General features: G+C 68.6%; 19 protein-coding genes. 10 read left to right on the top strand and 9 right to left on the bottom strand.

Annotation, left to right across the window (positions count from 1 at the left end; genetic code table 11):
* Positions 1 to 55 precede the first annotated feature (55 nt).
* Entirely contained in the window at positions 56 to 631 is a 576-nt protein-coding gene (locus K883_RS04305; protein ID WP_008260139.1) for a TetR/AcrR family transcriptional regulator, read from the top strand.
* On the opposite strand, the gene K883_RS04300 is transcribed toward K883_RS04305, so the two are convergent.
* From K883_RS04300 to K883_RS04290, 3 genes are all read right to left on the bottom strand, one after another.
* Positions 625 to 2,991: a glycoside hydrolase family 65 protein gene (locus tag K883_RS04300; protein ID WP_008260137.1), complete on the bottom strand. Its 2,367-nt coding sequence runs from the start codon at positions 2,989 to 2,991 to the stop codon at positions 625 to 627. The two genes, K883_RS04305 and K883_RS04300, sit on opposite strands and share 7 nt — an antisense overlap.
* Positions 2,988 to 3,785 carry a beta-phosphoglucomutase family hydrolase gene (locus tag K883_RS04295; RefSeq protein ID WP_369751696.1) on the bottom strand — a complete coding sequence of 266 codons (798 nt, stop codon included), beginning with the start codon at positions 3,783 to 3,785 and terminating at the stop codon, positions 2,988 to 2,990. The genes K883_RS04300 and K883_RS04295 overlap by 4 nt, the downstream gene beginning before the upstream one ends.
* Positions 3,786 to 3,931: 146 nt before the next feature.
* Positions 3,932 to 5,524 (bottom strand): PPE domain-containing protein, encoded by a 1,593-nt coding sequence (locus K883_RS04290; RefSeq protein WP_036453785.1) that lies wholly within the window; start codon positions 5,522 to 5,524, stop codon positions 3,932 to 3,934.
* A gap of 268 nt (positions 5,525 to 5,792) precedes the next feature.
* On the opposite strand from K883_RS04290, the gene guaA reads away from it, so the two are divergent.
* From guaA to K883_RS04270, 4 genes are all read left to right on the top strand, one after another.
* Positions 5,793 to 7,385, top strand: a complete 1,593-nt coding sequence (gene guaA / locus K883_RS04285; protein ID WP_085976519.1) for a glutamine-hydrolyzing GMP synthase — start codon at positions 5,793 to 5,795, stop codon at positions 7,383 to 7,385.
* Positions 7,386 to 7,564: 179 nt separating this feature from the next.
* Entirely contained in the window at positions 7,565 to 8,770 is a 1,206-nt protein-coding gene (locus K883_RS04280; protein ID WP_036455264.1) for a DUF1214 domain-containing protein, read from the top strand.
* The gene (locus tag K883_RS04275) at positions 8,767 to 9,912 is read left to right on the top strand and encodes a sulfotransferase family protein (protein ID WP_036453780.1); all 1,146 of its coding nucleotides are present in this window, start codon (positions 8,767 to 8,769) and stop codon (positions 9,910 to 9,912) included. Before K883_RS04280 ends, K883_RS04275 begins: the two co-directional genes overlap by 4 nt.
* Complete coding sequence (locus K883_RS04270; protein WP_036453778.1) at positions 9,899 to 10,579, top strand: TetR/AcrR family transcriptional regulator; 681 nt, start codon at positions 9,899 to 9,901, stop codon at positions 10,577 to 10,579. The genes K883_RS04275 and K883_RS04270 overlap by 14 nt, the downstream gene beginning before the upstream one ends.
* On the opposite strand, the gene K883_RS04265 is transcribed toward K883_RS04270, so the two are convergent.
* The gene (locus K883_RS04265; RefSeq protein ID WP_008260118.1) at positions 10,524 to 11,099 is read right to left on the bottom strand and encodes a carboxymuconolactone decarboxylase family protein; all 576 of its coding nucleotides are present in this window, start codon (positions 11,097 to 11,099) and stop codon (positions 10,524 to 10,526) included. The genes K883_RS04270 and K883_RS04265 overlap by 56 nt on opposite strands.
* A 9-nt stretch (positions 11,100 to 11,108) precedes the next feature.
* Positions 11,109 to 11,921 carry an SDR family NAD(P)-dependent oxidoreductase gene (locus tag K883_RS04260; RefSeq protein ID WP_008260117.1) on the bottom strand — a complete coding sequence of 271 codons (813 nt, stop codon included), beginning with the start codon at positions 11,919 to 11,921 and terminating at the stop codon, positions 11,109 to 11,111.
* 85 nt (positions 11,922 to 12,006) lie between these two features.
* On the opposite strand from K883_RS04260, the gene K883_RS04255 reads away from it, so the two are divergent.
* From K883_RS04255 to K883_RS04235, 5 genes are all read left to right on the top strand, one after another.
* The gene (locus tag K883_RS04255) at positions 12,007 to 13,011 is read left to right on the top strand and encodes an NAD-dependent epimerase/dehydratase family protein (protein ID WP_008260115.1); all 1,005 of its coding nucleotides are present in this window, start codon (positions 12,007 to 12,009) and stop codon (positions 13,009 to 13,011) included.
* Complete coding sequence (locus K883_RS04250) at positions 13,008 to 13,604, top strand: TetR/AcrR family transcriptional regulator (RefSeq protein ID WP_008260113.1); 597 nt, start codon at positions 13,008 to 13,010, stop codon at positions 13,602 to 13,604. The genes K883_RS04255 and K883_RS04250 overlap by 4 nt, the downstream gene beginning before the upstream one ends.
* On the top strand, positions 13,601 to 14,800 hold the full coding sequence (locus K883_RS04245; protein WP_036453777.1) for a cytochrome P450: 1,200 nt from the start codon (positions 13,601 to 13,603) through the stop codon (positions 14,798 to 14,800). The genes K883_RS04250 and K883_RS04245 overlap by 4 nt, the downstream gene beginning before the upstream one ends.
* Before the next feature lie 501 nt (positions 14,801 to 15,301).
* The gene (locus K883_RS04240) at positions 15,302 to 15,982 is read left to right on the top strand and encodes a hypothetical protein (RefSeq protein WP_008260111.1); all 681 of its coding nucleotides are present in this window, start codon (positions 15,302 to 15,304) and stop codon (positions 15,980 to 15,982) included.
* A 48-nt stretch (positions 15,983 to 16,030) separates the two neighbouring features.
* Positions 16,031 to 17,584, top strand: a complete 1,554-nt coding sequence (locus tag K883_RS04235; RefSeq protein ID WP_008260110.1) for a DNA polymerase Y family protein — start codon at positions 16,031 to 16,033, stop codon at positions 17,582 to 17,584.
* On the opposite strand, the gene K883_RS04230 is transcribed toward K883_RS04235, so the two are convergent.
* The 4 genes from K883_RS04230 to kasB all read right to left on the bottom strand — a co-directional run bounded on the left by K883_RS04230 (position 17,575) and on the right by kasB (position 25,343).
* Complete coding sequence (locus K883_RS04230; protein WP_036453775.1) at positions 17,575 to 18,732, bottom strand: alpha-hydroxy-acid oxidizing protein; 1,158 nt, start codon at positions 18,730 to 18,732, stop codon at positions 17,575 to 17,577. The genes K883_RS04235 and K883_RS04230 overlap by 10 nt on opposite strands.
* 58 nt (positions 18,733 to 18,790) lie before the next feature.
* Entirely contained in the window at positions 18,791 to 21,964 is a 3,174-nt protein-coding gene (locus tag K883_RS04225; protein ID WP_036453773.1) for an FAD-binding and (Fe-S)-binding domain-containing protein, read from the bottom strand.
* Positions 21,961 to 23,772 (bottom strand): thiamine pyrophosphate-requiring protein, encoded by a 1,812-nt coding sequence (locus K883_RS04220; protein ID WP_036453772.1) that lies wholly within the window; start codon positions 23,770 to 23,772, stop codon positions 21,961 to 21,963. Before K883_RS04220 ends, K883_RS04225 begins: the two co-directional genes overlap by 4 nt.
* A 311-nt stretch (positions 23,773 to 24,083) precedes the next feature.
* A complete protein-coding gene (kasB, locus tag K883_RS04215; protein WP_008260105.1) occupies positions 24,084 to 25,343 on the bottom strand; it encodes a 3-oxoacyl-ACP synthase KasB in 1,260 nt (419 codons plus the stop codon).
* Positions 25,344 to 25,412: the final 69 nt, after the last annotated feature.

The raw sequence follows: 25,412 nt of genomic DNA, 5'->3' as shown, positions 1-25,412 counted from the left end.
GTTCCTCGAGTCAAAACGGGTGTAGTCAAGTGACTACGTTTGGTAGTGTAGTCAGATGACTACAACGTCCGCAAGAGGCCGCGGGAAACCCCCGACCGGGCGGGCGGAAGTGGCCGCGGCGATCCTGGAGGCCGCCACCGAGCTGTTCGCCGAGCGCGGCCCGGCGGCGACCTCCATCCGCGACATCGCCGCGCGGTCCAACGTCAACCACGGGCTGGTTTTCCGGCACTTCGGCACCAAGGAACAACTCGTCGGCGCCGTGCTCGACCACCTGGGGGACGACCTGAGCGCCCAGCTGGAAACCGACACCCCCGCCGAGGTGGTGCAGCGCTCCCTGGACCGCCAGATGCGGGTGATGGCCCGCACCGTGCTCGACGGCTATCCGGCGGGCCAGCTGCAGAAGCGCTTCCCCAACATCGCCACCCTGCTCGACGGGGTGCGGCCGCTCTACGACGACGAGGTCAAGGCGAGGCTCGCCGTCGCCAATGCCCTTGCCCTGCAATTCGGTTGGCGGTTGTTCGCGCCGGTCCTGCGCTCGGCGACCGGGATCGAAGAGCTGACCGACGCCGAATTGCGCGCCGCGGTGGGCGCCGAAGTGGAGCGGATGCTCGGGCCCGCCGACACTCAGTGAGGCCGCGACAGCACCCGCCGGTGCATGGGCGCGCGCCCCAGCGGCTGCTGCGGCGGCGGCAGGAGCGGCTTGCGGGGACGCACGGCGACCGTCGTCGGGGATTCGGTGCTCAGCTCGAGGTCCTCCCCGGCGTGCCGGATCGTCAGCTCGCCGCCGGGCCCGTCGCGCAGCGTGTACGTGACGTCGACGTGGTTGACGTCGATGGTGACCCGGAAGTCGCGCCACCGCAGCCGGAATCGCAACCGCGAAATCCCGTCCGGCAGAGCGGGATCCAATGACAGCACGCCCTCGTCGTCGCGCAGGCCGCCGAACCCGGCCACCAGCGCGGTCCAGGCGCCGGCGAGCGAGGCCATGTGCAGGCCGTCGCGGGTGTTGTGGTGCAGGTCGCGCAGGTCGATCAGGGCGGCCTCGTAGGCGTAGTCGTGCGCCAGCTCCAGATGCCCGACCTCGGCGCACATCACCGCCTGGGTGCAGGCCGACAGCGACGAGTCGCGCACCATGCGCGGCTCGTAGTAGTCGACGTTGCGGGCCTTCTGTTCGGGGGTGAACGCGTGGCTCTGCCAGTGCATCGCCAGCACCAGGTCGGCCTGCTTGATCACCTGCGCGGGATAGAGCCGGACGTAGGCCTCGTGCAGCAGCAGCGGATAGGTGGTGTTCTTCTCGAAGTCCCATTCGGCGTAGGTGGTGAACCCCTCGCACTGCTGATGGACCCCGAGCCCGTCGTCGTAGGGGATGTGGGCGGCGTCGGCGGCATCGCGCCACGCGGCCGCCTCCTCGGTGGTGACCCCCAGCGCCTTGGCCGCGTCGGGATGGCGGTTGCATGCGTCGGCGGCGGTGTGCAGGTTGTGCGCGGCCATCAGGTTGGTGAAGGCGTTGTCGCGGACGACCGCGGTGTACTCGTCGGGGCCGGTGACACCGTCCAGGTGCCAGACGCCGTGCCGGTCGTGATGGCCGAGCGAGAGCCACAACCGGGCGGTCTCGACCAGCACCTTCAGGCCGCAATCGGCTTCCAGCTCGTCGTCACCGGTGACGATGCGGTAGCGCTCGAAGGCCATCGCGATGTCGGCGTTGATGTGCCAGGCCGCCGTGCCGGCCGGCCAGTACGCCGAACACTCCTGCCCCCGGATGGTCCGCCAGGGGAAGGCGGCGCCCTCCAGCCCCAGTTCGGCCGCCCGCTCCTTGGCCAGATCCAGAGTGGAGGCCCGCCACTTCAGCGCGTCGGCCACCGTGTGCGGAGCGGTGTAGGTCAGCACCGGCAGCACGTAACCCTCGGTGTCCCAGAAGGCGTGCCCGTCGTAGCCGGTTCCGGTGAGTCCCTTGGCGGCGATGGCGCGGCGTTCGGCGCGGGCGCTGGCCTGCAGCAGGTGGAAGAGCCCGAAGCGCACCGCCTGCTGGGATTCGGGATCGCCCTCGACCTCGACGTCCGCGCAGTCCCAGAAGTCGTCCAGATACTTCCGCTGCGAATCCAGCAGTCCCTGCCAGCCGCTGTAGCGGCCGCCGTGCAGCGCGGCCGCGACCTGGTCGCGCAGCGCCGGACGCGAGCGCATGCTCGACCAGCCGTAGGCCAGGTATTTGACGATGCGCAGCTTTTGTCCTGCGCGCAGCCCGCAGATCACGGTGGTCCGCGCCAGGTCGGCGCGCGAATCGGTGCTGACCTCGACCCGTCCGGGGACCTCCACCTCGTGATCCATGCCAGCGGCCATCATCAGCGCGCTACTGCGGGTGCGGTGCATGAGAACCGCACCGGTATCGGTGTTTTCGTGGTCGACCTCTTCGAGCGGGTTCTCCAGGATGGCCGACACCCGCGGGTCGCCGGAGGTCTGCGGCTGGTCCTCGTTGGTGACGAGTTCGGACTGCACCGTGACCCGCACGAATTCGCCGACCGCTTCCACGACGTACTCGATGGCGGCGAGGCCGCGATGGGGCAGGGAGACGAGCCGGGTGGAGACCACGTTGACCTCTTTGCCCGCCGGCGAGCGCCAGTGCGCGGTTCTCTTCAGCGTGCCGGCGCGCAGGTCGAGAACGCGCTCGTGCGAGAGCAGTTCGCCGTAGCGCACGTCGAAGGGCTCGTCCTCGACCAGCAGCCGGATGATCTTGCCGTTGGTGACGTCGACGAGCGTCTGGCCGGCCTCCGGGTAGCCGTAGCCGGCTTCGGCGTAGGGCAGCGGCCTGATCTCGTAGAAGGAGTTCAGATAGGTGCCCGGCAGGCCGTAGGGCTCGCCCTCGTCGAGGTTTCCGCGCAGCCCGATGTGCCCGTTGGACAGGGTGAACAGGGATTCCGACTGGGCCAGCAGGTTGAGGTCAAGCTGGGTTTCGCGAACGTGCCAGGGGTCAACGGGAAACGCTTCGTCGGTGATCATGACTGCAGCAACTCGGCGAGGTCGCTGACCACCACGTCCGCGCCGTTGCGGCGTAAGTCCTCGGCTTGGCCCACTCTGTCGACACCTATCACGCACCCGAAGTTACCGGCCCGCCCGGCGGCCACCCCGGACAAGGCGTCTTCGAACACGGCCGCCGCCTCCGCGGGGACGTCGAGCAGTTGCGCCCCGCGCAGGTAGGAGTCGGGCGCCGGCTTGCCGGCGATGTGTTCCTGGCGCAGGGTGATGCCGTCCACCCGCTGCTGCACGAACCGGTCCAGGCCGGTGACCTCGAGGACGTCGCGGGTGTTGGCGCTCGAGGACACCACCGCGATGCCCAGGCCCGCGGCCGACGCCGCCTCGAGGTAGCGCCGCGAACCCTCGAAGACCTTGACGCCGTCCTGCTTGAGGACCTTCTGGAACATGTCGTTCTTGCGGTTGCCCAGGCCGTAGACGGTCTCGGCGTCATCGGGGTCATCGGGGCTGCCGTCGGGCAGTTCGATGCCGCGGCTTTCCAGAAACGACCGGACCCCGTCCTCGCGTTTCTTGCCGTCCACGTATTTGCGGTAGTCCGCGGCCGCGTCGAAGGGGACGAATTCGTCGCCGGTGCGCCGGGCCCGGTCGGACAGGTAGGCGTCGAACATCGCCTTCCACGCCTTGGTGTGCACACTGGCGGTGTCGGTGAGCACGCCGTCAAGGTCGAACAGGCAAGCGCGCACCTTTTCTGGCAGACCCAGCTCTGAACTCACCGGCGGTCCTCGCTTTCTGGTCTCGGGGGCTGGTTGACCGATACCCACTCCACCATGTCCGCCATGCGTGCCGCCAGCGTTTCGGTGCCCGCCGCCGCGGCGGGGCGGATGCCTGCGGGGACCGGCGGACGCGGTGGGCTGGCCGTAAACGCATTATCACGCTGCGCCGCAATCGATTACGTCGACAATGAACTTCACTTCCCGCTGCCGGGCGCCCCCTTGCCGTCCTCGCGGGGCCAGGTGCCCGGCATCATCGGCATGCGGGGTGCGTCGCCGAATTCGTCGGCCGCCAGGGTGGTCAGGCCCGCCGCGGCGACGGGTTCCTTGCGTGCCGTGCCGGCGAAGCCGAGGTTTCCGGCACCGCCCTGCGACGCCGTCGTCTCCGGCTCGTTCCAGTCCGGATCGACGTCGACGTTCATGTCCATGAACTCGTCGCCGTGCCCGCGCTGCCGCGCCCGCCGGCGCCGGCGATTGCGCGCCGCCTCCCGCGCCGCCGCGGCCGCGACGGCCGCGGCCGAATCGGGTTCGGGCGCCTTCCTTTTCGCGCCGGCGCCGGCGCCCGCGCCCATACCCGAACCGAACCCGATGCCGGGAGGCGCGAGGGCATAAGGAGGGGTGAAGGGGACCGCGCCCGGCGCCGGTGGGGCGGGCGGTGCCGGGCTGGTCACCGTGGCCGCCGCGGACGCGGGCGCGGGAGCGGGTGCCGGCGCGACGGCCGCGGCGGGCGCGGCGACGGGGCCCATGGCGGGTGCCGCCGGCAGGCTCGGGGGTGCGCCTGGGGCCGGGGCGGCCGGCACCGCGGCGGGCGGGGCCGGGGGCGCCGGCGCGGACAGGCCGGCAAAGCCGGCCAGCGCCCCGAAGGGGGCCGTGGCGACGAGCATCGGCAGCAACAGCAACTGGGGCTGCGTCGGGAGCCAGCTGGCGAGCTGGGCCAGGTGTGTCGGCCAGTCGAGCAGCACGAGTTGGGTGATGAACTCGAAGGCCGCCGCCGGGTTTTCCTGCAACAGGGCCCCGAACTGCTGGAAATCGGAAAACAGTTCGAGGGCCCGGACCACCCACCACATCAGGTCCCCGGGGTTGGTGTAGGCCTCGTAGGGCAGGCCGTTGAGGGTCCCCTCGACCGGATCCCAGTCGAGGCCGAACAGCCGCAGGATCTGGGCGACGAACTGGTTGAGCGGGCTGTCGAACCCGTGCTCGTGGTCGTGGTGGTCGTCGTCCTCCTCGTGGTCGTGGTGCGCGGTGGCCTCGGACTTCAGGATCGGCGGCGCGGGGTCGGTCGGCGGTACGGCCGCCACCGTCGCCGTGGAGACGGCGTCATAGGTCGCCATCGTGCCGGCGGCCTGGACCCACATCCGCGCATAGTCGGCCTCGTTGACGGCGATCGGAATGGTGTTGATCCCAAAGAAATTCGTCGCCACCAGGGCTCCGTGGACGACGTGGTTGGTGGCCAGCTCCGGCAGGGTCGGCATCGCCGCCAGCGCGGCGGCATACGCGGTGCCCGCCGCCTCGTGCTGGGCGGCCGCCGCGGCGCTGTGCGCGCTGGCCTGCGTCAACCACGCCAGGTACGGGGCGTGCGCGGCGACGTAGGATTCGGCGCTGGGCCCTTGCCACGCGCCGGCTTGCGTCGACGTCAGCAGCGCGCCGAGTTCTTCTGCGGCCGAGGCGTATTCGGCGCTCATCGAGCTCCACGCCGCCGCCGCGGCGAACAGCGACGCCGGCCCCGGGCCGCTGCTGAGCAGCGCGGAGTGCACCTCGGGCGGGGACGCCATCCACACCGGCGCGGTCATCGGCGGGCGGCCCCGTGGTCGGCCATCGGCGGGGTGATTGTGGCGGGTGACGTCGTCACGGCAACTCCTGGGCTGGGGCGGGCGTGCAGAATCGTGGACCAGTTAATTGAAAATGGTTGTCGTTATCAATACTCGGGCGCCGACCTCATGCCAAAGGCATAGAATTCGCCGCGGCGGCGCGTTACGCACCGCGTTTTCGCCGTGGGCCTCTCGGGCGGCGCCGGCGCAGGCGGCCATTAGACTCGCCTGCGTGGCCGAATCCAGGGAAATCGAGGCAACCGAGGCGGCGGGCGCGTCCGGAGCGACCGCTCGTCCGGTGCTCGTCGTGGACTTCGGGGCGCAGTACGCGCAGTTGATTGCCCGCCGGGTCCGCGAGGCGCGGGTTTTCTCCGAGGTCATTCCGCACACCGCCACGGCCGAGGACATCAAGGCCCGCGACCCAGTGGCGCTGGTGCTCTCCGGTGGGCCGTCCAGTGTCTACGCCGACGGCGCGCCCCAGATCGACCCGGCGCTGTTCGACCTCGGGGTGCCGGTGTTCGGCATCTGTTACGGGTTTCAGGCCATGGCCCAGTCGCTGGGCGGGACCGTCGCCCACACCGGCACCAGCGAATACGGCCGGACCGAGCTGAAAGTCCTTGGCGGCGAACTGCATTCGGGCTTACCGAGCGTCCAGCCGGTGTGGATGAGCCACGGCGACGCGGTCACCGCCGCGCCGGACGGGTTCGAGGTGGTGGCCAGCAGCGCGGGCGCGGCGGTCGCCGGGTTCGAGAACCGGGCTCGTCGGCTGGCCGGCGTGCAGTACCACCCGGAGGTGATGCACAGCCCGCACGGGCAGCAGGTGCTCAGCCGCTTCCTGCACGACTTCGCCGGGCTCGGCGCGGACTGGACGGCCGCCAACATCGCCGAGGCGCTGGTCGAGCAGGTGCGCGCCCAGATCGGCGATGGCCATGCGATTTGCGGGCTGTCCGGCGGCGTGGATTCCGCGGTGGCCGCCGCGCTGGTGCAGCGCGCCATCGGTGACCGGCTGACCTGTGTCTTCGTCGACCACGGGCTGCTGCGCGAGGGCGAGCGCGCGCAGGTGCAACGCGATTTCGTCGCCGCCACCGGCGCCAACCTGGTGACCGTCGACGCGGCCGACACCTTCCTCGACGCGCTCGCCGGCGTGACGAATCCCGAAGGCAAGCGCAAGATCATCGGCCGCCAGTTCATCCGGGCGTTCGAGGGCGCGGTGCGAGACATCGTGGGGGACAACGCTTCCGACGGCTCCGGCGTCGAGTTCCTGGTCCAGGGCACGCTGTATCCCGACGTGGTGGAGTCCGGTGGCGGCAGCGGCACCGCGAACATCAAGAGCCACCACAACGTCGGCGGCCTGCCCGGCGACCTGACGTTCACACTCGTCGAGCCGCTGCGGCTGCTGTTCAAGGACGAGGTGCGCGCGGTCGGGCGCGAGCTGGGCTTGCCGGAGGAAATCGTTGCGCGCCAACCGTTCCCGGGACCCGGCCTGGGCATCCGGATCGTCGGCGAGGTCACCGCGGAGCGGCTGGACACGCTGCGGCGGGCGGACTCGATCGCGCGCGAGGAGCTGACCGCCGCCGGCCTGGACACCCTGATCTGGCAGTGCCCCGTGGTGCTGCTCGGTGACGTGCGTTCGGTCGGCGTGCAGGGTGACAACCGCACCTACGGGCACCCGATCGTGTTGCGGCCGGTGACCAGTGAGGATGCCATGACCGCCGACTGGACCCGGGTCCCCTACGAGGTGCTGGAACGCATCTCGACCCGCATCACCAACGAGGTGGCCGAGGTCAACCGCGTGGTGCTGGACATCACGAGCAAGCCGCCGGGCACCATCGAGTGGGAGTAGCCGCCCGGCCGTAACGCGCCTGGCTCGCGGCGCCGCCCCATTGACAGTCCCCGCATCCGGGTGGTACTCATGGCTCAATTGAAAACAACATTTTCAATTGGTCGTGGCGCCGACGCCGGCTGGAGGACAACGTGGCCGAGCAAACCCGTGAACAGGCACAACCAGCCTGGAAGAACCCGATGGCCTGGCTGCCGCACTCGATCGCGGAGGCGGCGCTGTCACCGGGGGAGGGCCCGGCGGCCGACCTCGCCCAGGCGTGGGGGCACCTGCAGGAGCGACTGAACGCGGCCGAACAACTCGTCCGGAGCACACCGGTCAACAAGAACCGCCTCGACCATGCGTCGGGGATGCGGCACCTGATGGTGCTCCTGGCGGTCGGCACGGACATGGCGCTGCGCGCCGATCCCGACCCGGTGCTCGCCGTCAATCGCGCCAGCATGGACGACGTCGTCACCTGGGGCCTGGAATGCCCCGACTGCGTGTACCTGAACGCGAGCCTGCGCGCGGGCGAGACCTATCGGCTCTTCGGCAACCGGGGGACGGCCCGCTACGTCGGGTTGCAAACCATGGACGGAATCGCGGCCACCGCCAATTGCCTCGTCGACGACCTCGACGTCGACACGGACGGGCGCTTCGAGGCGATCCTCTCGGCCGACGAGCACGAAGGCAATTGGTTGCTCCTGGCCGGGGAGCATCCGACGCTGACCGTACGGAACTTCTTCTACGACTGGGACACCGAGGTTCCCGCGTCGCTGCGCATCGAGCGCGTCGGCGACGAAGTGGTACCCGAAGTCCGTTCGGTCGAGCTGGATACCTCGGTCGCCCAACAGCTTTACGCGCTGGGGGACTTCGTCCACGACAACCTGAAGTTCTTCCTCGACTTCGGTGCGATGCCGCCCGCCAACGGATTCATTCCCCCAATGGACATGACGGAGATGGGAGCGGCAGCCGAAAACCGGCCCGTCGTCGGGCGATTCGAGCTCGAGCCCGACGAGGCGCTCATCCTGGAGGTGCAACCCCCCGACGGGGTCTACTGGAGCATCTCGCTGGGTAACCCGTGGTTGGAGACGATCCACTACGGCCGCCATCAGTCCAGCCTCAACGGACATCAGGCGGTCATCGACCCCGACGGGGTCTTCCGCGCCGTCATTTCCGCGACGGATCCCGGAGTGGCGAACTGGCTCGACACCGCCGGCCACAGCAACGGTGCGATGCTCTTGCGTTGCGTCCGAACGAAAACCGCGCCGGTGCCGGACACGCGCATCGTGAAGGTCGACGACGTCGTGGCGGCGCTCCCGGCCGACACCACGATGACCACGTCCGCCGAACGCGCGCACGTCATCGACGCCCGCCGCCGCGCCGTACACCAAAGGTTCTACCGATGAGCTTTTCCGCTGACGCACTCGAAGACGGCGCGCGGGCGGCCACCGGGCTCGACGACTTCGGCTCGTCCTACTACCGCGAGGGCCTCGAGCGCACCGTCGACGCCCTGAACACCGAAGCCGAACTCAACGACCTCGGCCGCGTCATGCAGCACGCCACCATCAGCAACGCCCTCATCCAGCGGCTGAAGATCGTGGAAACCTACAAGCAGCACCCCGAGATCGCCGACGAGGTGGTCGAGGGCCCGGTCGTCGTCCTCGGTCTGCCGCGCACGGGCACGACCGCCCTGAGCCAATTGGTTTCTGCCGACCCACAATTCAGGTCGCTGCGGGTGTGGGAATCTCAGGCGCCCACCCCGCCGCCCGAGGCGGCCACGCAGCGCAGCGACCCGCGGATCGCGCAGGCCGCCGAGGGCATCGCGATGATCGAGCAGATGTTTCCCGACTTCCGGGCCATGAACAGTAACGAGCCCGAGGCCGCGACCGAATGCCAGGACCTGATGGGGATGAGTTTTCGCACCTTCCACTTCGACGGCGTGGTGCGCGTTCCCCGCTACGTGGAGTGGTTGCTGGGAAGCGACATGCGCGAGACGTACGCCTTCCACAAGGATGTGCTCAAATTGCTGCAGTGGCATTGCAAGCCGAACCTGTGGCACCTGCGGACCCCGGTGCACATGTTCGCCCTCGACGCGTTCGTCGACGCGTATCCGAATGCGAAATTCCTGTGGAGCCACCGTGATCCGGCCAGGGTGCTGGGGTCGGTGTGCAGCCTCATCGCCCACGTCCGCAGCTGGAGCAGCGACCGAAAAGATCCCGAAGAGCTCGGCGCCGAGCAGCTGGCATGGTGGGCCGAAGGCATGCGGCGGGCCATGGAATTCCGCAGGAAGTTCGGTGACGACCGGTTTGTCGACGTGTCGTTTGCCGCCCTGCAAACCGACCCGGTCGCGACCGTGGCCGACAGCTACGAAAAGCTCGGTCTGACGTTCACCGACTCGGCGCGGGCCAAGGTTCGCCAGTGGGCGGACGAACACAAACCCGGTCACCGCGGCACCCACACCTACGACCTGGCTGACTACGGGTTGACGCCGGAACGCGTGCACGAAGCGTTCAGCGACTACATGGCCACCTACGATGCTTCGGCCTGACCGGACCGGCGGGCGCCAGAAACTCGAACCCGATCCGCAGGTACACGCCGCGATCGTGTCCGCCGCCGCCGAAGTCGTTCGGACCGAAGGGGTCCAGGCGCTGTCGGTCGCTGCGCTGCTCAGCAGGACGCAGCTGAGCACCCGGGCGTTCTACCGCCACTTCGACTCCAAGGATCAGCTGGTTGCGGCGGTGTTCCTGGAGATGGCCCGCGGTGAGGTCGCGCGGCTGCAGCAACGCATGTCGGGAGTCGATCCGGTTCGTGCGGTGTTGGCGTGGATCGCCGGCCGACTCGACCTCGCCTTCAATCAGCAGATCCGGGCGGACCTACGCCAGATGTCGATCGAGGCGCAACGCCAGATGTTCGCCGCCCCCGAAATCGTTGCTCCCGCGTACCGCGAAATACTGCACCCGCTTGTCCAAGAACTCGCGCGCGGAAGGGATCTGGGCATGTTTCCCGAGATCGATCCCGATGTTGAGGCGCTCTCCATCCAGGGCGTGGTGTGGTCCAATGTCGAACGGCACTGGGCGACGGCGAGCCGGGACCCCGACCAGATCCGGGATCGCGTGCAGCGTTTCTGCCTCGGCGGCCTGGGGTTGACGCCCGAAGCGATCAGCGCTGCCCTTGCGGATGGGCAGCATCGACCTGGTCAGGGGAGTAGTCGATGACCGGGATCGATTCGCCGTACACGTCGAGCGTGTGCAGAAAGCGGTGCAGCCCCATCGTCGAGGCGCAGGTGAAGCCGAGTTCGACGATCTGGGCGGCGGTGAAATGCTCGCCCAATCGCCGATAGAACTCGTCGTCGATCGAATGATGGTCGCCCGACAGGCGGTCCAGGAATTCCACGGCCAGTCGTTCCTGCGGCGTCAACGAGTCGTGCTGTGGTGCCAGCAGGCACGCCACGTCGTCCTCGGTGATCGACTCGTGCTTGCGTGATTGGCTGCACGGCTCGCACTCGCCCAGCTGGGCGCTGCGTATGCGCAGCAGTTCCAATATCCGGCCACCCAGCAGCGTGTCCGCCCCCAGGTGTGTTCTAGCCATATCCACCTGGGCCAATTGCGCACTGCGGTAAGCGAATATCTGCAAGGGCACCGGTGTGGCGTAGCGGCCGTCTGCCACGCCCGCCTCCACGATGCGCCGCGAAGCCGTGCTCAATCGATCCATCGGGACCGGCGCGATGCGTGGCATGGGTTCGTCCTAGCTGTTGGTGGGCCCCAGGGCGTAGGCGCCGGTCTCGGGGTGGTGGTACCAGCCACCGGCGGCGTGGGTGCCGCCGTCGACATGGATCGTCTGGCCGGTGATGTAACTGGACATGTCGGACGCGAGAAACACTGCCGCACCGGCCATCTCGTCGACCAGGCCCGCACGTCCCATCGGGACCGTGAGCCCGAACCGCTCTTCGGAGCCCGGGGGCGCCACGTGCATGATCCCTTCGGTCAAGGTGATGTCGGGGGCCAGGCCGTTGACCCGGATCCCGTGCGGTGCGAGTTCGAGGGCCGCGGTTTTGGTGTAGTTGATTACCCCGGCCTTGGCCGCCGCATAGGTGGCGTAACCCGGTGCGGCGCGGACGCCTTCGATCGAGGTGACGCTGATGATGCTGCCCGCCAGGCCCCGCTCAACAAGGCCGCGCGCGACCCGCTGGGTGCACAGGTAGACGTGGCGCAGGTTGGATTTGTACAGCGCGTCCCAGCCGTTCTCGCTGGTGTCGAGGATCGGGGACCAGAAGACGCCACCGGCATTGTTGACCAAGATCGTGACCGGACCGAGTTCGGCCGTGGTCTGCGCCAGTGCTGCGTCGACCGCGGCGCTGTCGCGGACGTCGGCGGGGATGCCGAGCGCGCCGATCTCGGCCGCGGCCGCCGCGCACGATTCGGGGTTGCGCTCCCAGATCGCCACCTTCGCGCCAAATTTCTTCAATCCGACGGCGATGCCGCGACCGATGCCCGCGCCGCCGCCGGTGACGACGGCGACACGGTCGGTCAAAAGGATGCTTGCCGGATCGAGCGCCATGGACTAATCATAGAGTAATAGCAAGTCAAGCGTTACGATTTTTACTTGATCTGTTGTATATGTAGTCAGGGGAAGGGGCGCCGCCATGGGCAACACCATCTTCGTCACCGGTGCCACCGGCCAGACCGGCGGCAACGTCTGCGAACAGCTGATCGAGCGCGGGGACCACGTCCGCGCGCTGGTTCGCAACCCGGACGAGGCCGCGGCGCTGGCCGCCATCGGCGTCGAATTGGTCAAGGGCGATATCAGCAACGCCGACGACGTGCTTCGCGCGGCCAAGGGCGCCGAGGCGGCGATCCACTGCGCGGCGCTGCTGGGCGGGGCCAGTCAGGACCTCGAGGATTTCAAAGCGGTCAACATGATCGGCACCACCAACGTGCTCGACGCGGCGAAAAGCCATGGCATGCGTCGGGTCGTCGCCCTGAGCACGGCCACGTTCATCGATTTGAGCACGGACCTCGACTTCGAAGAGGCTCCCGTTCTGCAGCACCCGCCCGACGACCCCTATACGGTCACCAAACTCGCCGCGTTCCTCGAGGCGCACCAACGTGCCGCCGCCGGCGAGGACGTGCTGACCTGTCACCCCGGCGCGATCTTCGGGCCGGCGCCGGTGGTGGAGCGGGCCCTGCACCGGACCAGCTTCAACCGGGTGCTGTTGGCCGGCATGCGCGGAAAGATCAAGCGCTATCTCGCGTTTCCCGTGACGTGGGTGGCGGGCAGGGACGTCGCGAAGGGCTCGATCGCGGCGTTGGACCGTGGGGTGGCCGGTGAGCGCTATCTGTTGATCGGCCAGCCACAGGACACCGTCAGCACCGCCGCGGGCATCAACCGGGCCTGCGAGATCGCCGAAATCGAGCACCGCGTCGAAGATCTCGATTATCGGTCGGATCCGCAAGCGTTGACGGCAGAGTTCGGACCGACCTTGATGGCCATCGCCGAGGCCGCGGCCAAGGACGTTCGCAAGCCCAGAGCCGACGACAACCTGACCACCAGGCGGCTGGGCTACGACCCGATGTCCTTCGACGACGGGCTGCGCCTGCTGATCCCCTGGCTGCGCGAACTCGGCCGGCTCGATCCGGTGGCCGCATGAAAGCGTCGACAGCCGAAACGCGCCGATCCGGTTCCGAGCACGGCGATCTGGGCGATCGGATACTCGACGCCGCGCGACGGCTCGTGTTGCGGACGGGCGCCCGGAAATTGTCGTTGTCGGACGTGGCGGCGCTGGCGGGGGTGTCGCGGCCGACGATCTACCGCTACTTCGACTGCAAAGAGGATCTCATCGACGCGCTGGGAAAGCAGGAGTACCGGCGCTTCAGCACCGCAATGGAAAGGGCGATGATCGGGGTGACCGGAGTCGCGCGACTGGAAGCCGCGATCGACGTCGTGGCGACGTTCGTAGAGGAGCAGCCACCCGGGCGTCAGCTCGACTTGGAGCCCGGCTTCGCCCATCAACAGATGGCCCGTGCGTTACCCATGATCATCGAAGGGCTGCTGCCCGTCTTGGAGAAATGCGCTCGCGAGGACGGCTTCGACACCGCGGTCAACAGCCGCAACCTGGCCGGGGCGATCGCGCGAATCGCGTTGAGCCACTATGTATTCCCGGACACCGACCCGGCGGTGGCCCGCCGTGAGATTCGCGCCGCGGCCGGTCTGCCCGGCGGTGGATCCAGGGGGACGCGTTGACCGCCTCGAAAGTTGTCTTTGACCCGTTTTCGAACGACTTCTTCAACGCCCCCTATGCCACCTACCGGCGCCTGCGCGACGAGGAGCCCGTCTATTACAACGAACATTACGACTTCTATGCGCTGACCCGTCACGCCGATGTCGCGGCGGCCATCAAAGACTTCGAAACATTCTCGTCCTCGCGCGGGGTCGATCTCGAGATGGTGCAGTCCGGTAATCCCGTGCCGCCCCTGATCATCATGATGGACCCGCCCCAGCACCGCCGGATGCGCAACCTGGTGAACAAGGTGTTCACGCCGCGCGCCATCGAACGCCAGCGACGGCTGGTCGTCGAACAGATCGAACGATTTCTCGCCGCGGCCGATCCCGTCGAATTCGATGTTGTGCAGGACTTTTCGGCGTTGTTTCCCGTGGAAGTGATCACCCGGCTGCTCGGCGTTCCCGCCGAGCTCCGCCAGAAGGTCCGCCTTCTCCTGGACAAGACGCTGGAGCGGGAGTACGGCAACGTCGCGACGCCCGAAGAGGGCGTTCGGGCCGGCATCGAGACCGGACTGATCTACTACAACATCATCCAAGAACGGCACGCCAATCCGCAGGACGACATGATCAGCGATCTGATCGCCGCCGAAGTCGAGCGCGACGGTGTGGCAACCAAACTCGACGACGTCGAGATCGCCGGCTTCGCTTCGATGTTGGGCGGGGCGGGTGCCGAGACGGTCACCAAGTTGGTGGGCAACGCGGTGGTCACTTTCGCCGAGCACCCAGATCAATGGCAGATGTTGCTCGACGACCGCAGCCGGATTCCCGCCGCGGTCGAGGAGTTGCTGCGGTGGGAGGCGCCCGCACAGTACCTGGTGCGGTACACCATGAAAGACGTTGAGTTGCATGGCACTACGATTCCCGCCGGAAACCCCGTCCTGCTCTGTGTGGGTTCGGCCAACAGGGACGAGCGGGCGTTCACCGACGCGGATATCTTCGACATCAACCGGGACCGCAGCCAGGCGCAGAACCTGGGGTTGGGCTACGGGGTGCACAGCTGCCTGGGCGCCGCGCTGGCCCGAATGGAGAGCGCCGTCGCGCTGAACAAGCTGCTGGATCACATGCCGCGCTACGCGATCGTGCGGGAGGGGCTGCGCCGGGTTGCCATGACCAACGTCATCGGCTGGAACAACGTGCCGGTGCGTGTGCTGGGCTGAGCCGCCGCCTGCCGTTGTGGGCGATCGTCTCGTCGGCGTGCAGCTCGAACAGCTGGTGTCGGAAGCGAAGAACTCTGGCCGCGGAGCGGCGCCGCACAACATGGGTAACGGGCGCCACAGGAGTCGCTGCGCGGGCGGACAGGCGTTGTGCCCACCTCCGAGCGACAATCTCGGGTGGGCCCATGACCAGCGGAAACGTGTTGTCGCTCGGAGGTGGGCACACGCGGTGCGCCCTCCGCCAGGGTCTGGTGTGGCCGATGGGACTTGTGGGACGAGACGTGGGGCGACGCCGGCCGCCGCCGGGGCCGCCGGCGGCCGTCCCATTGACATGGTCAACGTCGACGGAGTGGGACGCTGCCGGCGAAAAAATCACGCCCAAAAACACCATCAGCCACACCGGCACCGAGCGCATAAAGCAGCCCCTCACGTTGCTTGACGGTTGTCAGAGGGCCGGTGTTTACTTCGAACATACTTTCGAACACTCGGTGAAGGAGGCAGGTCATGACCGCGGCTTTTGCCTCCAGCCACCGCGAAGAAACCCGCGCTGAGCAGCTCGAATCGCTTCGACGGCGGATGGCGAGCATCTCCTCGAAAAAGGCCGGGCCGACCGTCCCCGACGATCTGCTTGACTCGGAGTCCCAGCTGGCGCTGCCGCAGTGGCTGGCGGACCTGCTGCCGGCGCCACTGCCGCGGGGAACGGTGGCGGTGCTCTCGGGTGCCCGGTCGCTGTTGTTGAGCATGGTCGCCGCGGTCACGGCGGCCGGTGGCAACGCCGCGATCGTCGGCCAACCGGACATCGGGCTGCTGGCCGCCGCGGAGATGGGGGCGGACCTGAGCCGGCTCGCGGTGATACCGGATCCCGGAACCGATCCGGTCGAGGTGGCCGCGGTGCTCGTCGACGGCATGGATCTGGTGGTCCTCGGGCTGGGCGGGCGCCGGGTGCCGCCGACGCGGGCGCGGGCGGTGGTGGCGCGGGCCCGCAGCAAGGGCTGCACCCTGCTGGTCACCGGAGGCGATTGGCAGGGCGCGCCGACGCGGCTGGCGGCCCGGGTCTGTGGCTATGAGATCACCCCGCACTGGGGAACGCCCGCCCCCGGATTCGGGCGGATCAGCGGGGTGCGGCTGCAGGTCAGCGGGATGTGTGCGGGACGACGGGTGATGACCCAAGCGCGAGCGGGGTGAACTCCGGTGGTAACCCCCTCTGGTTCAAGGGTTTTGGCGATCTGGTGCATGGATTGGCCCGCGGTCGCGGCGGCGGCGGCCGCGGATCTGTCCGCGACCGTCCCGGTCGCGGTCACGCTGGCCAACCGGGTGGTCGCCTGTTCGTCGGCCGCCCGCGCGGTGGGGGTGCGCCGGGGGCTGCGACGCCGGGAGGCGGCGGCCCGGTGCCCGCAGCTGCATGTCACCACCGCCGACGCGGACCGCGACGCCCGCTTCTTCGAAGCGGTGATCGCGGCGGTGGACGATCTGGTGCCCCGCGCCGAGGTGCTGCGGCCCGGGCTCCTGGTGTTGCCGGTGCGCGGGGCGGCCCGCTATTTCGGGTCCGAGACCGTCGTCGCCGAACGACTGATCGATGCCGTGGCCGCCGCCGGCGCCGAGTGTCAGGTCGGGATCGCCGACCAGTTGTCCACCGCGGTCTTCGCGGCGCGGGCGGGCCGTGTCGTCGAGCCGGGAGGCGACGCGAGGTTTTTGTCGGTGCTGTCCATCCGCCAACTCGCCACCGAGCCGAGCCTGTCCGGTCCGGGCCGGGAAGAGCTGACGGACCTGTTGTGGCGGATGGGGATTCGCACCATCGGGCAGTTCGCCGCGCTGTCGCGCAGCGACGTGGCCTCCCGGTTCGGCGCCGACGGGGTGACCGCGCACCGATTGGCCCGCGGCGAGCCCGAACGGCCGCCCTCCGGGCGGGAGCCGCCGGCCGAGCTCGAGGCCGTGCTGGACTGCGATCCGCCGATCGACCGGGTCGACGCCGCGGCGTTCGCCGGGCGCTCGCTGGCCGGAACGCTGCATCAGGCGCTGATGGCCGCCGGCGTGGGATGCACCCGGCTGGCCATTCACGCCGTCACCGCCAACGGCGAAGAACGCCATCGGGTGTGGCGGTGCGCCGAGCCGTTGACCGAGGACGCCACCGCCGACCGGGTGCGCTGGCAGCTCGACGGGTGGCTGAGCAATCGCACCGCGCGCGATCCACGGCCCACCGCCGCGGTGACGCTGTTGCGACTGCAGGCGGTGGAGGTGGTATCCGCCGAGGCGCTGCAGTTGCCGCTCTGGGGTGGGCTGGGGGAGGAGGACAGGCTGCGGGCCCGCCGGGCGCTGGTGCGGGTGCAGGGGTTGCTCGGCCCGGAGGCGGTGCGAGTGCCGGTGCTGTCCGGTGGTCGCGGGCCGGCCGAGCGCATCACGCTGATCCCGCTGGGCGACGAGCCGGTGCCGCGGGCCGATCCCGATCTGCCGTGGCCCGGCCGGCTGCCCGAGCCGTCACCGGCGGTACTGCTGGACGATCCGGTGGAATTGCTTGACGCCCAAGGAAACCCGATACGGGTGACCAACCGCGGGCTGTTCTCCGCCGACCCCGCCCGCATGATCAGCCAGGGCCGAGACGAGCGGCTGTGCTGGTGGGCCGGCCCCTGGCCGGTCGACGAGCGGTGGTGGGACGACCGGCCCGCGGGCGGTGCGGCCGGTCAAGGGTCGGGTCGCACCGCCCGCGCCCAGATCCTGCTGGAAAGCGAGCGTGCGTTGCTGTTGTGCTATCGCCAGCGGCGCTGGTACCTCGAGGGCAGCTACGAGTAGGTGGGCCGCAGCGCCTCCGGGGTCAGGTCCTTGAGCGAGGGATATCCGTCGACGGCCATGATCAGGTCCGCTTCGGCCAGCAGTGAGCGCAGCACGTGCACGATGCCCTCGACGCCCCCGAGGGCCAGCCCGTAGGCGTAGGGGCGGCCGATCCCGACGGCGGTCGCCCCCAGCGCGAGCGCCTTGATGATGTCGGCCCCGCTGCGCACGCCCGAGTCGAACAGCACGGGCAGCCCGTCGGCCGCCTCGAGCACGTCGGGCAGGCAATCCAGGCAGGGCAGCCCCCCGTTGGCTTGCCGGCCGCCGTGGTTGGAGCAGTAAATGCCGTCTACGCCAATGTCTTTGGCGCGGCGAACGTCGTCGGGGTGGCAGATGCCCTTGACCATCAGCGGCAGGTCGGTCTCCGCCCGCAGCCACTCCAGGTCGTCCCACCGGAACGGGCCGCCGAAAATGGGCAGCTTGCGCACCGCCGCCTCGGTGGCGTCTTCGTCCCGGCTCAAGCGGGAGCGAAAAACGGGATCGCTGGTGTAGTTGGCCAGGCACCCGCTGGGCACCTGGGGGTAGTTTCCCCCGCTGAGGTCGCGGGGCCGCCAGCCGGTGACCCAGGTGTCCAGGGTGACCGCGATGGCCTTGAAGCCGGCCGCCTCGGCGCGGTGCACCAGGCTGGTGGCCATCTTGCGGTCCGGCGGCGTGTACAGCTGGAAGAACGCCGGGGTATCGCCCAGTTCGGCGGCGATATCTTCCATCGGGTCGGAGGTGAGCGTGCCCACGAAGAACGGGACGCCGGTGCGGATCGAGGCCCGGGCGCAGAGCATGTCCCCGTGGCCATCCGGGTCGCACACCCCGATGACGCCGATGGGCGCCATGAAGATCGGAGACGGAAACCTCATGCCGAACAGCTCGACGGACATGTCGCGCTCCTCGGGGGCGATCCCCATCCGCGGGTACAGCCCCCACCGTTTGAAGGCCGCGCAGTTGGCGCGCTGGGTGTGCTCGTCACCGGCGCCGCCCGCGACGTACTGCAGCACCTTCGGTGGCATCGCCGCCGCCGCCTTTTTCTCCAGGTCCTCGAACCTGATCGGGTACTGCGGCTGGTTTCCGTGCAGCGACTGGTCGTACAGCTCTTTTTGATAGTCGGCGAAGGCCATAGTCGGTCCAGTACCCCGCACCCCGTGCACCAAACGGCTTAAGCCCCCGTGCCGGTCCCTAAGCGCCCCTCGCGCCCCGCGTCGTCCAGAGCTGTCGCGCCACGGCCGCACCGGCCAGCGCGGCCGCACTCGCCGCGGCCACCGGCACGGCGATCCGGGTGGCGCGCGTTCGTGAGTCGGGCTCGGGCCGGGCCGGCGGCGACGTGGAACCGATGTCGGCCGAGGTGTTCGCCATGGCCATGATCTGGCCCAGGTGCAGCGCGTTCGCCGTCCCGGAGTCGCGGATCTGCGTCTGGCAGGAGAATCCGTTGGCCACGACCAGGGCATCTGAGTTCTGTCGGATCGTCGGCAGCAGCGCCTGTTCGCCGCAGTCCAGCGAGAGTTGGTACTTGCCCTGCTCGAATCCCCACGAGCCGGCCAGCCCGCAGCAGCCGCCGGAGACCGGCTGCACGTCGATGCCCATCTTCTGCAGCACCTGCTGGTCTGCGTCGACACCGCCGGTGGCCCGCTGGTGGCAGTGGCCCCACAGCAGCGCCCGGGCGGCCGACCCGTTGGAGGACACCTTGGGCGGCCCGAGGTCGAACTCGGTGAAGAACTGTGCGAAGTGATAGCTGTTGCGCGCCAAGCGGTCCGCGTCGTCGTCGTGCGGCAGCAGCTTCTTGAGTTCGTCCTTGAAGACGGCCAGGCAGCTCGGCTCCATGCCGACGATCGGTGTGCCGGCGCGTATTTCGCTGCGCAGCTGGCGTAACACATCGTGTAGATAGTGTTCGGCGACGTCGAGAAAGCCGTAGTCATACAGGGGGCGGCCGCAACAAATGTGGCCGGTGGGCATGACGACGCGCCAGCCGGCCGCCTCGATCGCCTCCACGCAGGCCACCCCGACGTCGGTGTGCAGGCGGTTGTTGAAGGTGTCGGGGAACAGGATCACCCGCGGCCCCGTGGGGTTGACGACGGGGCGCTTTGAGAACCACTGTTGCAGCGTCATCGGCGCGAAGGTGGGCAGCGGCCGCCGGCGGTCGATTCCGCCCACCGCCTTGGCGATTCGGGAGAGCACTGGCGTCTGGGTGGCGAAGTTCGCCACCTCGGGGATGGCACTGGCCAACCGCGCGGCCCGGTCGATGAACCCGAACGCGTACGCATACCGCGGCCGCCAGCGGCGCAGCGACCGGAAATGGTGGTAGAGGAATTCCGCCTTGTAGGTGGGGATGTCCACCTCGACCGGGCAGTCGCTGGTGCAGCCCTTGCAGGCCAGGCACAGGTCCAGCGCGTCGGCGACCTCGTCCGACTGCCAGCCATCGGTGATCACCTCGCCGCGCAGCATCTCGAACAGCAGCCGCGCCCGGCCCCGCGTGGAGTGTTTCTCCTCCCTGGTCACCTGGTAGCTCGGGCACATGGTGTCCTGCGCCTCGGGCACCCGGCACTTGCCGACCCCGACGCAGCGCAACGCGGCATGCGAGAAGTCGCCGTGGTCCTCGGCGTAGGCGAACTTCACCTGCGGCCGCGGGGGATTGTAATCCGTGCCCAGCTTGAGGTTTTCGTCGAACCGGTACGGGTCGATCACCTTGCCGGGGTTCATCTTCCACTCGGGATCCCAGATCAGCTTGAACTTGCGCATGGCCTCCATCAGCCGCGGACCGTACTGCTTGTGCAGCAACTCGGCGCGCTGCTGGCCGTCGCCGTGCTCGCCGGACATCGACCCGCCGTAGGACGCGACCAGGTCACCGGCCTCCTCCATGAAGTTGCGGTAGTTGACAAGACCGTCCTTGTGACGCAGGTCGAACCCGACCCGCGAGTGGATGCAGCCCTCCCCGAGGTGGCCGTACATGGCGCCGCGCAGGTTGTGTTTGGCGTAGAGCTGCTGCAGGTCACGCACGTAGTCACCGACCCGCCGCCAGGGGACCGCGGAGTCCTCCCACCCCGGCCAGTGATTGCCGCTGTCCACCGGGAACGCCGTCGAGCCCAGCCCCGCTTCGCGGATCGCCCACAGCTCGGCGCTGTTCCCGCCGTCCTGCTTGCTGCGGGCCAGCACGATGCGGTCGTCCTCGACGTGCTTCTTCTTCTTCAGCCAGCGAACGAATTCCTCTGCCCGATCGAGTGATTCGTGCGGCTCGTCGGAGCCGAACTGGATCATCAGCCAGGCGCCGTGGGAGTCCGGGCGCGGCAACGCGGCCCGGCCGGCGGCATTGGTTCCGGTGAGTTCCTGGTCGTGCACGAGCATGTGGTCGACGGCCTCGAGCCCGATCGGCTTCCACTCCATCATCTCCGGCGCGAGGTCGCCCGCCGCGCCGAGGGAGTCGAACTCCACCACCACCACCGTGCGGTGCAGCATGGCCGGGGTGAGCATCACCGTCGCGGTCAGGGCCACCGCGCAGGTGCTTTCGGTGCCGACCAGGGCGCGGGCGACGTTGAACCCCCGCTCGGGCAGCAGCTCGTCGAGGTTGTAGCCGGACACCCGCCGGGGCACCTCTTCGACGTCGGCGTACCCCTTGCGGATGTCGTCGGCGTACTCGTTACGCAAATCCCGTAGCGCGGCATAGATTTCGCCCTTGCGGCCGCCGGCGGCGATGATGGCGTCGAGGTCCTTCTCCTCGTTGACGCCGACGGTGAACCGGGCGCCGTCGTAGGTGACGATGTCGAGCGCGTGGGTGTTGTCGGAGGTGCGGGGTCCCGGTCCGTAGAAGCGCGATTGGACCGAATGCACCCCGCAGGAGTTGTTGCCGATGTTGCCGCCCAGGGTGCACCGCGAATGCGACGAGGGGTCGGGGCCGAACACCAGGCCGTGCTCGCCGGTGGCCTTGTTGAGCTGTTCGTTGATCACCCCGGTCTGCACGGTGGCCAGCCGGCGTGGCGCGTCGATGTCGATGATGTCGGTGAGGTACTTCGAAAAGTCGATCACCACCGCCACATTGACGGTTTCCCCGGACAGGCTTGTGCCGCCGCCACGGCACAGCACCGGGGCGTGGTAGGCGTGGCAGGCCCGAACCGTCTGCACCACGTCCTCGATCGTCTTGGGAACCACGACCCCGATCGGAACCTGCCGGAAGTTCGACGCGTCGTTGGCGTACATCGCCAATGTGGCCGTGTCGAACCGCACTTCGCCGCTGACGTGGCGGCGCAGCTGTTTTTCCAGGCCGGTGACGTTGACCTTGTCGACGGTGGCCATCCCGGCGACGAAGCGCGTATCGGGGCGGGCCGGGATGGTCCGCGACTGATCGGCCTTGAGCAGGCTCATTCGTTGTCGCCCCTACCGCCGACGCTCTTGATGGATTCGGTGAACTCGTGCATCTTCTGCTTGGCGCCCTTCTTGGCGATGCTCACCCGGTCGGGATCCTTGACGACGGCCTTGGCGGTCTTCTTCGCCATCATCTTCTTGATGTGCGGCGGGACCGGCGGGATGTCCTTGTCGACGATCACCTCCAGCACCACCGGACCGCTGGCCGCCAGCGCCTGGTCCCAGGCCTCGCCGATCTTTTTCGGATCGTCGCAGCGGATGCCGGTCAGCCCGAGCAGCTTGGCGAACTCGGCGTAGGGAACATCCGGAATATATTGCGAGCCTTCGAATTTCGGCTCGCCACCCATCGCGCGCTGCTCCCAGGTCACCTGGTTGAGGTCTTCGTTGTTGAAGACGCAGAAGATCAGCGGTCCGTCGGAGAGCCGATCCTTGTAGCGCTTGACGGTGATCATCTCGGCCAGCCCGTTCATCTGGAACACTCCGTCGCCGACCAGCGCGATCACCGGACGGCCCGGATGCGCGAACTTGGCGGCGATCGCATACGGCGTCCCCGGCCCCATGGTCGCCAGGTTTCCGGCCAGCGACGCCGCCATGCCCGGGCGCATCTTGAGGTGCCGGGCCCACCAGTTGGCGACCGAACCGGCGTCGGTGGTCAGGATGGCGTTGTCGGGCAGTCGTTTTGACAGCTCGTGGGCCACCAGCTCGGGGTTGAGCGGATCGGCCTTGTCGTGCGCCCGCTTGTCGAGCACCGCCCACCACTCGGAGACCTCCTTTTCGATCCGGTCTCGCCATGACCTGTCGTCCTTGCGCTGCAGCAGCGGAACCAGTTCGCGCAGCGTGTTTTTGGAGTCCCCGACCAGGTTGGCCTCCATCGGGTACCTGGTCCCGATCATCCGGCCGTCGAGGTTGATCTCGACCCCGCGGCACTGGCCTTCCTCGGGCAGCCATTCGGCGTAGGGGAAGCTGGTGCCGACGAAGAACAGGGTGTCGGCGTCGGACATCATGGCGTGGCTGGCGGTCGAACCCAGCAGCCCGATCGGTCCGGTGACGTACGGCAGGTCGTCGGCCAGCACGGCGCGTCCCAGCGAGGTCTTGGCCACGCCGGCGCCGAGTAGTTCGGCGGCCTGGATGACTTCGTCGACGGCCTCGGCGGCGCCCTGCCCGACGACCATCGCCACCTTCTTGCCCTCGTTGAGGATCTGCGCCGCCTTCTCCAGCTCGGATTGCGGCGGAATCACCCTGGGCTTGGTCCAGCCGACGCTGGTGTAGACCGCGCCGTGCATCCGGGGCGGCGAGGGGACCGCCTCGGACTCGCCCACATCCTCGGGCAGGATGATCGTCGCCACCGTGCGGTTGTTCAGCGCCACCTTGCACGCCCGGTCGACGAGTTGCCGCGCCTGCTCGGGCGCCATGCAGATCTGTACGAAGTCCGACGAGACGTCCTTGTACAGCGACAGCGGGTCGATCTCCTGCTGGAACGCCGCGCCCAGCGACATCCGTTTCTGCTGACCGATGATGGCGACGACGGGGTGGTGGTCCAGCTTCGCGTCATAGAGGCCGTTGAGCAGGTGGATCGTGCCGCCGCCGGACGTGGCCAGGCAACAACCGATCTCGCCGGTGAACTTGGCGTGCCCGGTCGCCATGAACGCGGCCATCTCCTCGTGACGGGGCTGGATCAGCTCCGGGTCGCCGCCGGCCCGATCCAGCGCGCCGAGCATCGACAGGATCCCGTCGCCGGGATAGCCGAATATTCGGTGGATGCCCCATTGGCGCAGGCGATCGACGATGAAGTCTGCGGTTTTCGGCATGATCCCTCCTCCGGTCCGGCCAGCGGCCAGCTCGCCGTTCGATTCCTTCGGCTGTGTGGATCAACCGGATCAACGCCATCGACCGTCCACCGACGGGTGTGCCAGTGGCAACGGTTGCAGGCGGCCACGATCGGTTGCTTACCCTCCGCAGCGGAGGTCAAACGGGCGGGTCGTCGCGGTTATCGGGTGCGCCGCGTCGCACCCCAGCGGGCGCCCGAAGGGCGGGGTCAGCGCGGCCGACGAAAGGTATTGGGGGCCAGGCGTTGCGCCGCCCACGGGTCCGCCGCGGACGGCGCTTCGCTATGCGCGCGTCAGTAGCGTCCGAAGACGGTCGCCACGTTGTGTCCGCCGAATCCGAACGAGTTGTTGATCGCGTACTCGTAGTTGCCGGGGCGGGGTTTGCCGGCCACCACGTCGAGGTCGATCTCGGGGTCGAGGTTTTCCAGGTTCAGCGTCGGGGGAACGACCTGGTCGCGCAGCGCGAGCACGGTCAGGATCGATTCGACGGCGCCCACGGCGCCCACGGAGTGGCCCAGGGCGGCCTTGGGGGCGTAGACGGCGGCGTTGCCGCCGTGGGGGCCCAGGGCGTTGTTGATGGCCCTGCCCTCGGCGACGTCGCCGACCGAGGTGCCGGTGGCGTGGGCGTTGACGTGGTGGATGTCGCTGGGGGACAGCCCGGCGAGCTGGATGGCGCGGGTCATGGCGTGTCCGGCGCGTTCGCCGTTGGGGTCGGGGGCCACCATGTGGTAGCCGTCGGAGGTGATGCTGGCGCCCATGATGCGGGCCAAGATGTTGGCCCCGCGGGCCTTGGCGTGCTCCTCGGTCTCGATCACCATGAGCGCGCCGGCCTCGCCGAACACGAAGCCGGTCCGGTCGCGGTCGAACGGGCGGCACGCGCCGACGGGGTCGTCGTTCTTCGTGGACATCACGATCCGCATCTGCGCGAACGCCGCGATCGCGACGGCCTCGATCCTGACCTCCACGCCACCGCAGATCGCGATGTCGGCCTCCCCGAAGACGATGTTGCGCCACGCCTGGGCGACGCCCTCGGAACCCGACGCGCACGCCGACACCGGGGTGATGACCCCGGCCTTGGCGTGCCGCTCCAGGCCCACCGCCGCGGCGGCCCCGTTGGGCATGTACTTGGACACCGCCAGCGGGGAGACACCCTTCATCCCGCGGGCGCGCAGGTCGTCGTAGCTGAACACGATTTGCTCCGCCGAGCCCAAACCCGTGCCGACGGATACCATCAGCCGGTTGCTGTCGACCTCGGGCGAGCCGGCGTTCTCCCAGACCCGCCGGCCCAGGACGGTCGACATCATCTGCAGGTAGCCCATCCGGTGGCGTTCGGCGCGGGTGAGTCCGCCGTCGAAATCCTCGAGCAGATGACCGCCGATGCGCACCGGCAGGTCAAACTCCTCGACGAACGAGTCCTCGAGTTTGCGGATACCACTTTGCCTGTCCAGCAACAGCTTCCACGTGGCCTCGGCGTCGGTCGCCAGTGCGGTCGTCATGGCAATGCCCGTGACGACCACGTTCGGCAGCGTTTTCCCCGTAACCAGCTCCGCCATGACTTCCGAAACCTTTCATTTGATGAGAGCTGCTAACGAATTGACGCCGAGCCCCACTCATCCCACCAA

The organism is Mycobacterium sp. TKK-01-0059 (genome assembly GCF_000709305.1).
Taxonomy (GTDB): domain Bacteria; phylum Actinomycetota; class Actinomycetes; order Mycobacteriales; family Mycobacteriaceae; genus Mycobacterium; species Mycobacterium intracellulare.
Note: the sequence above shows the minus strand (reverse complement) of the source record. Positions and strands in the feature narration are given on the sequence as shown.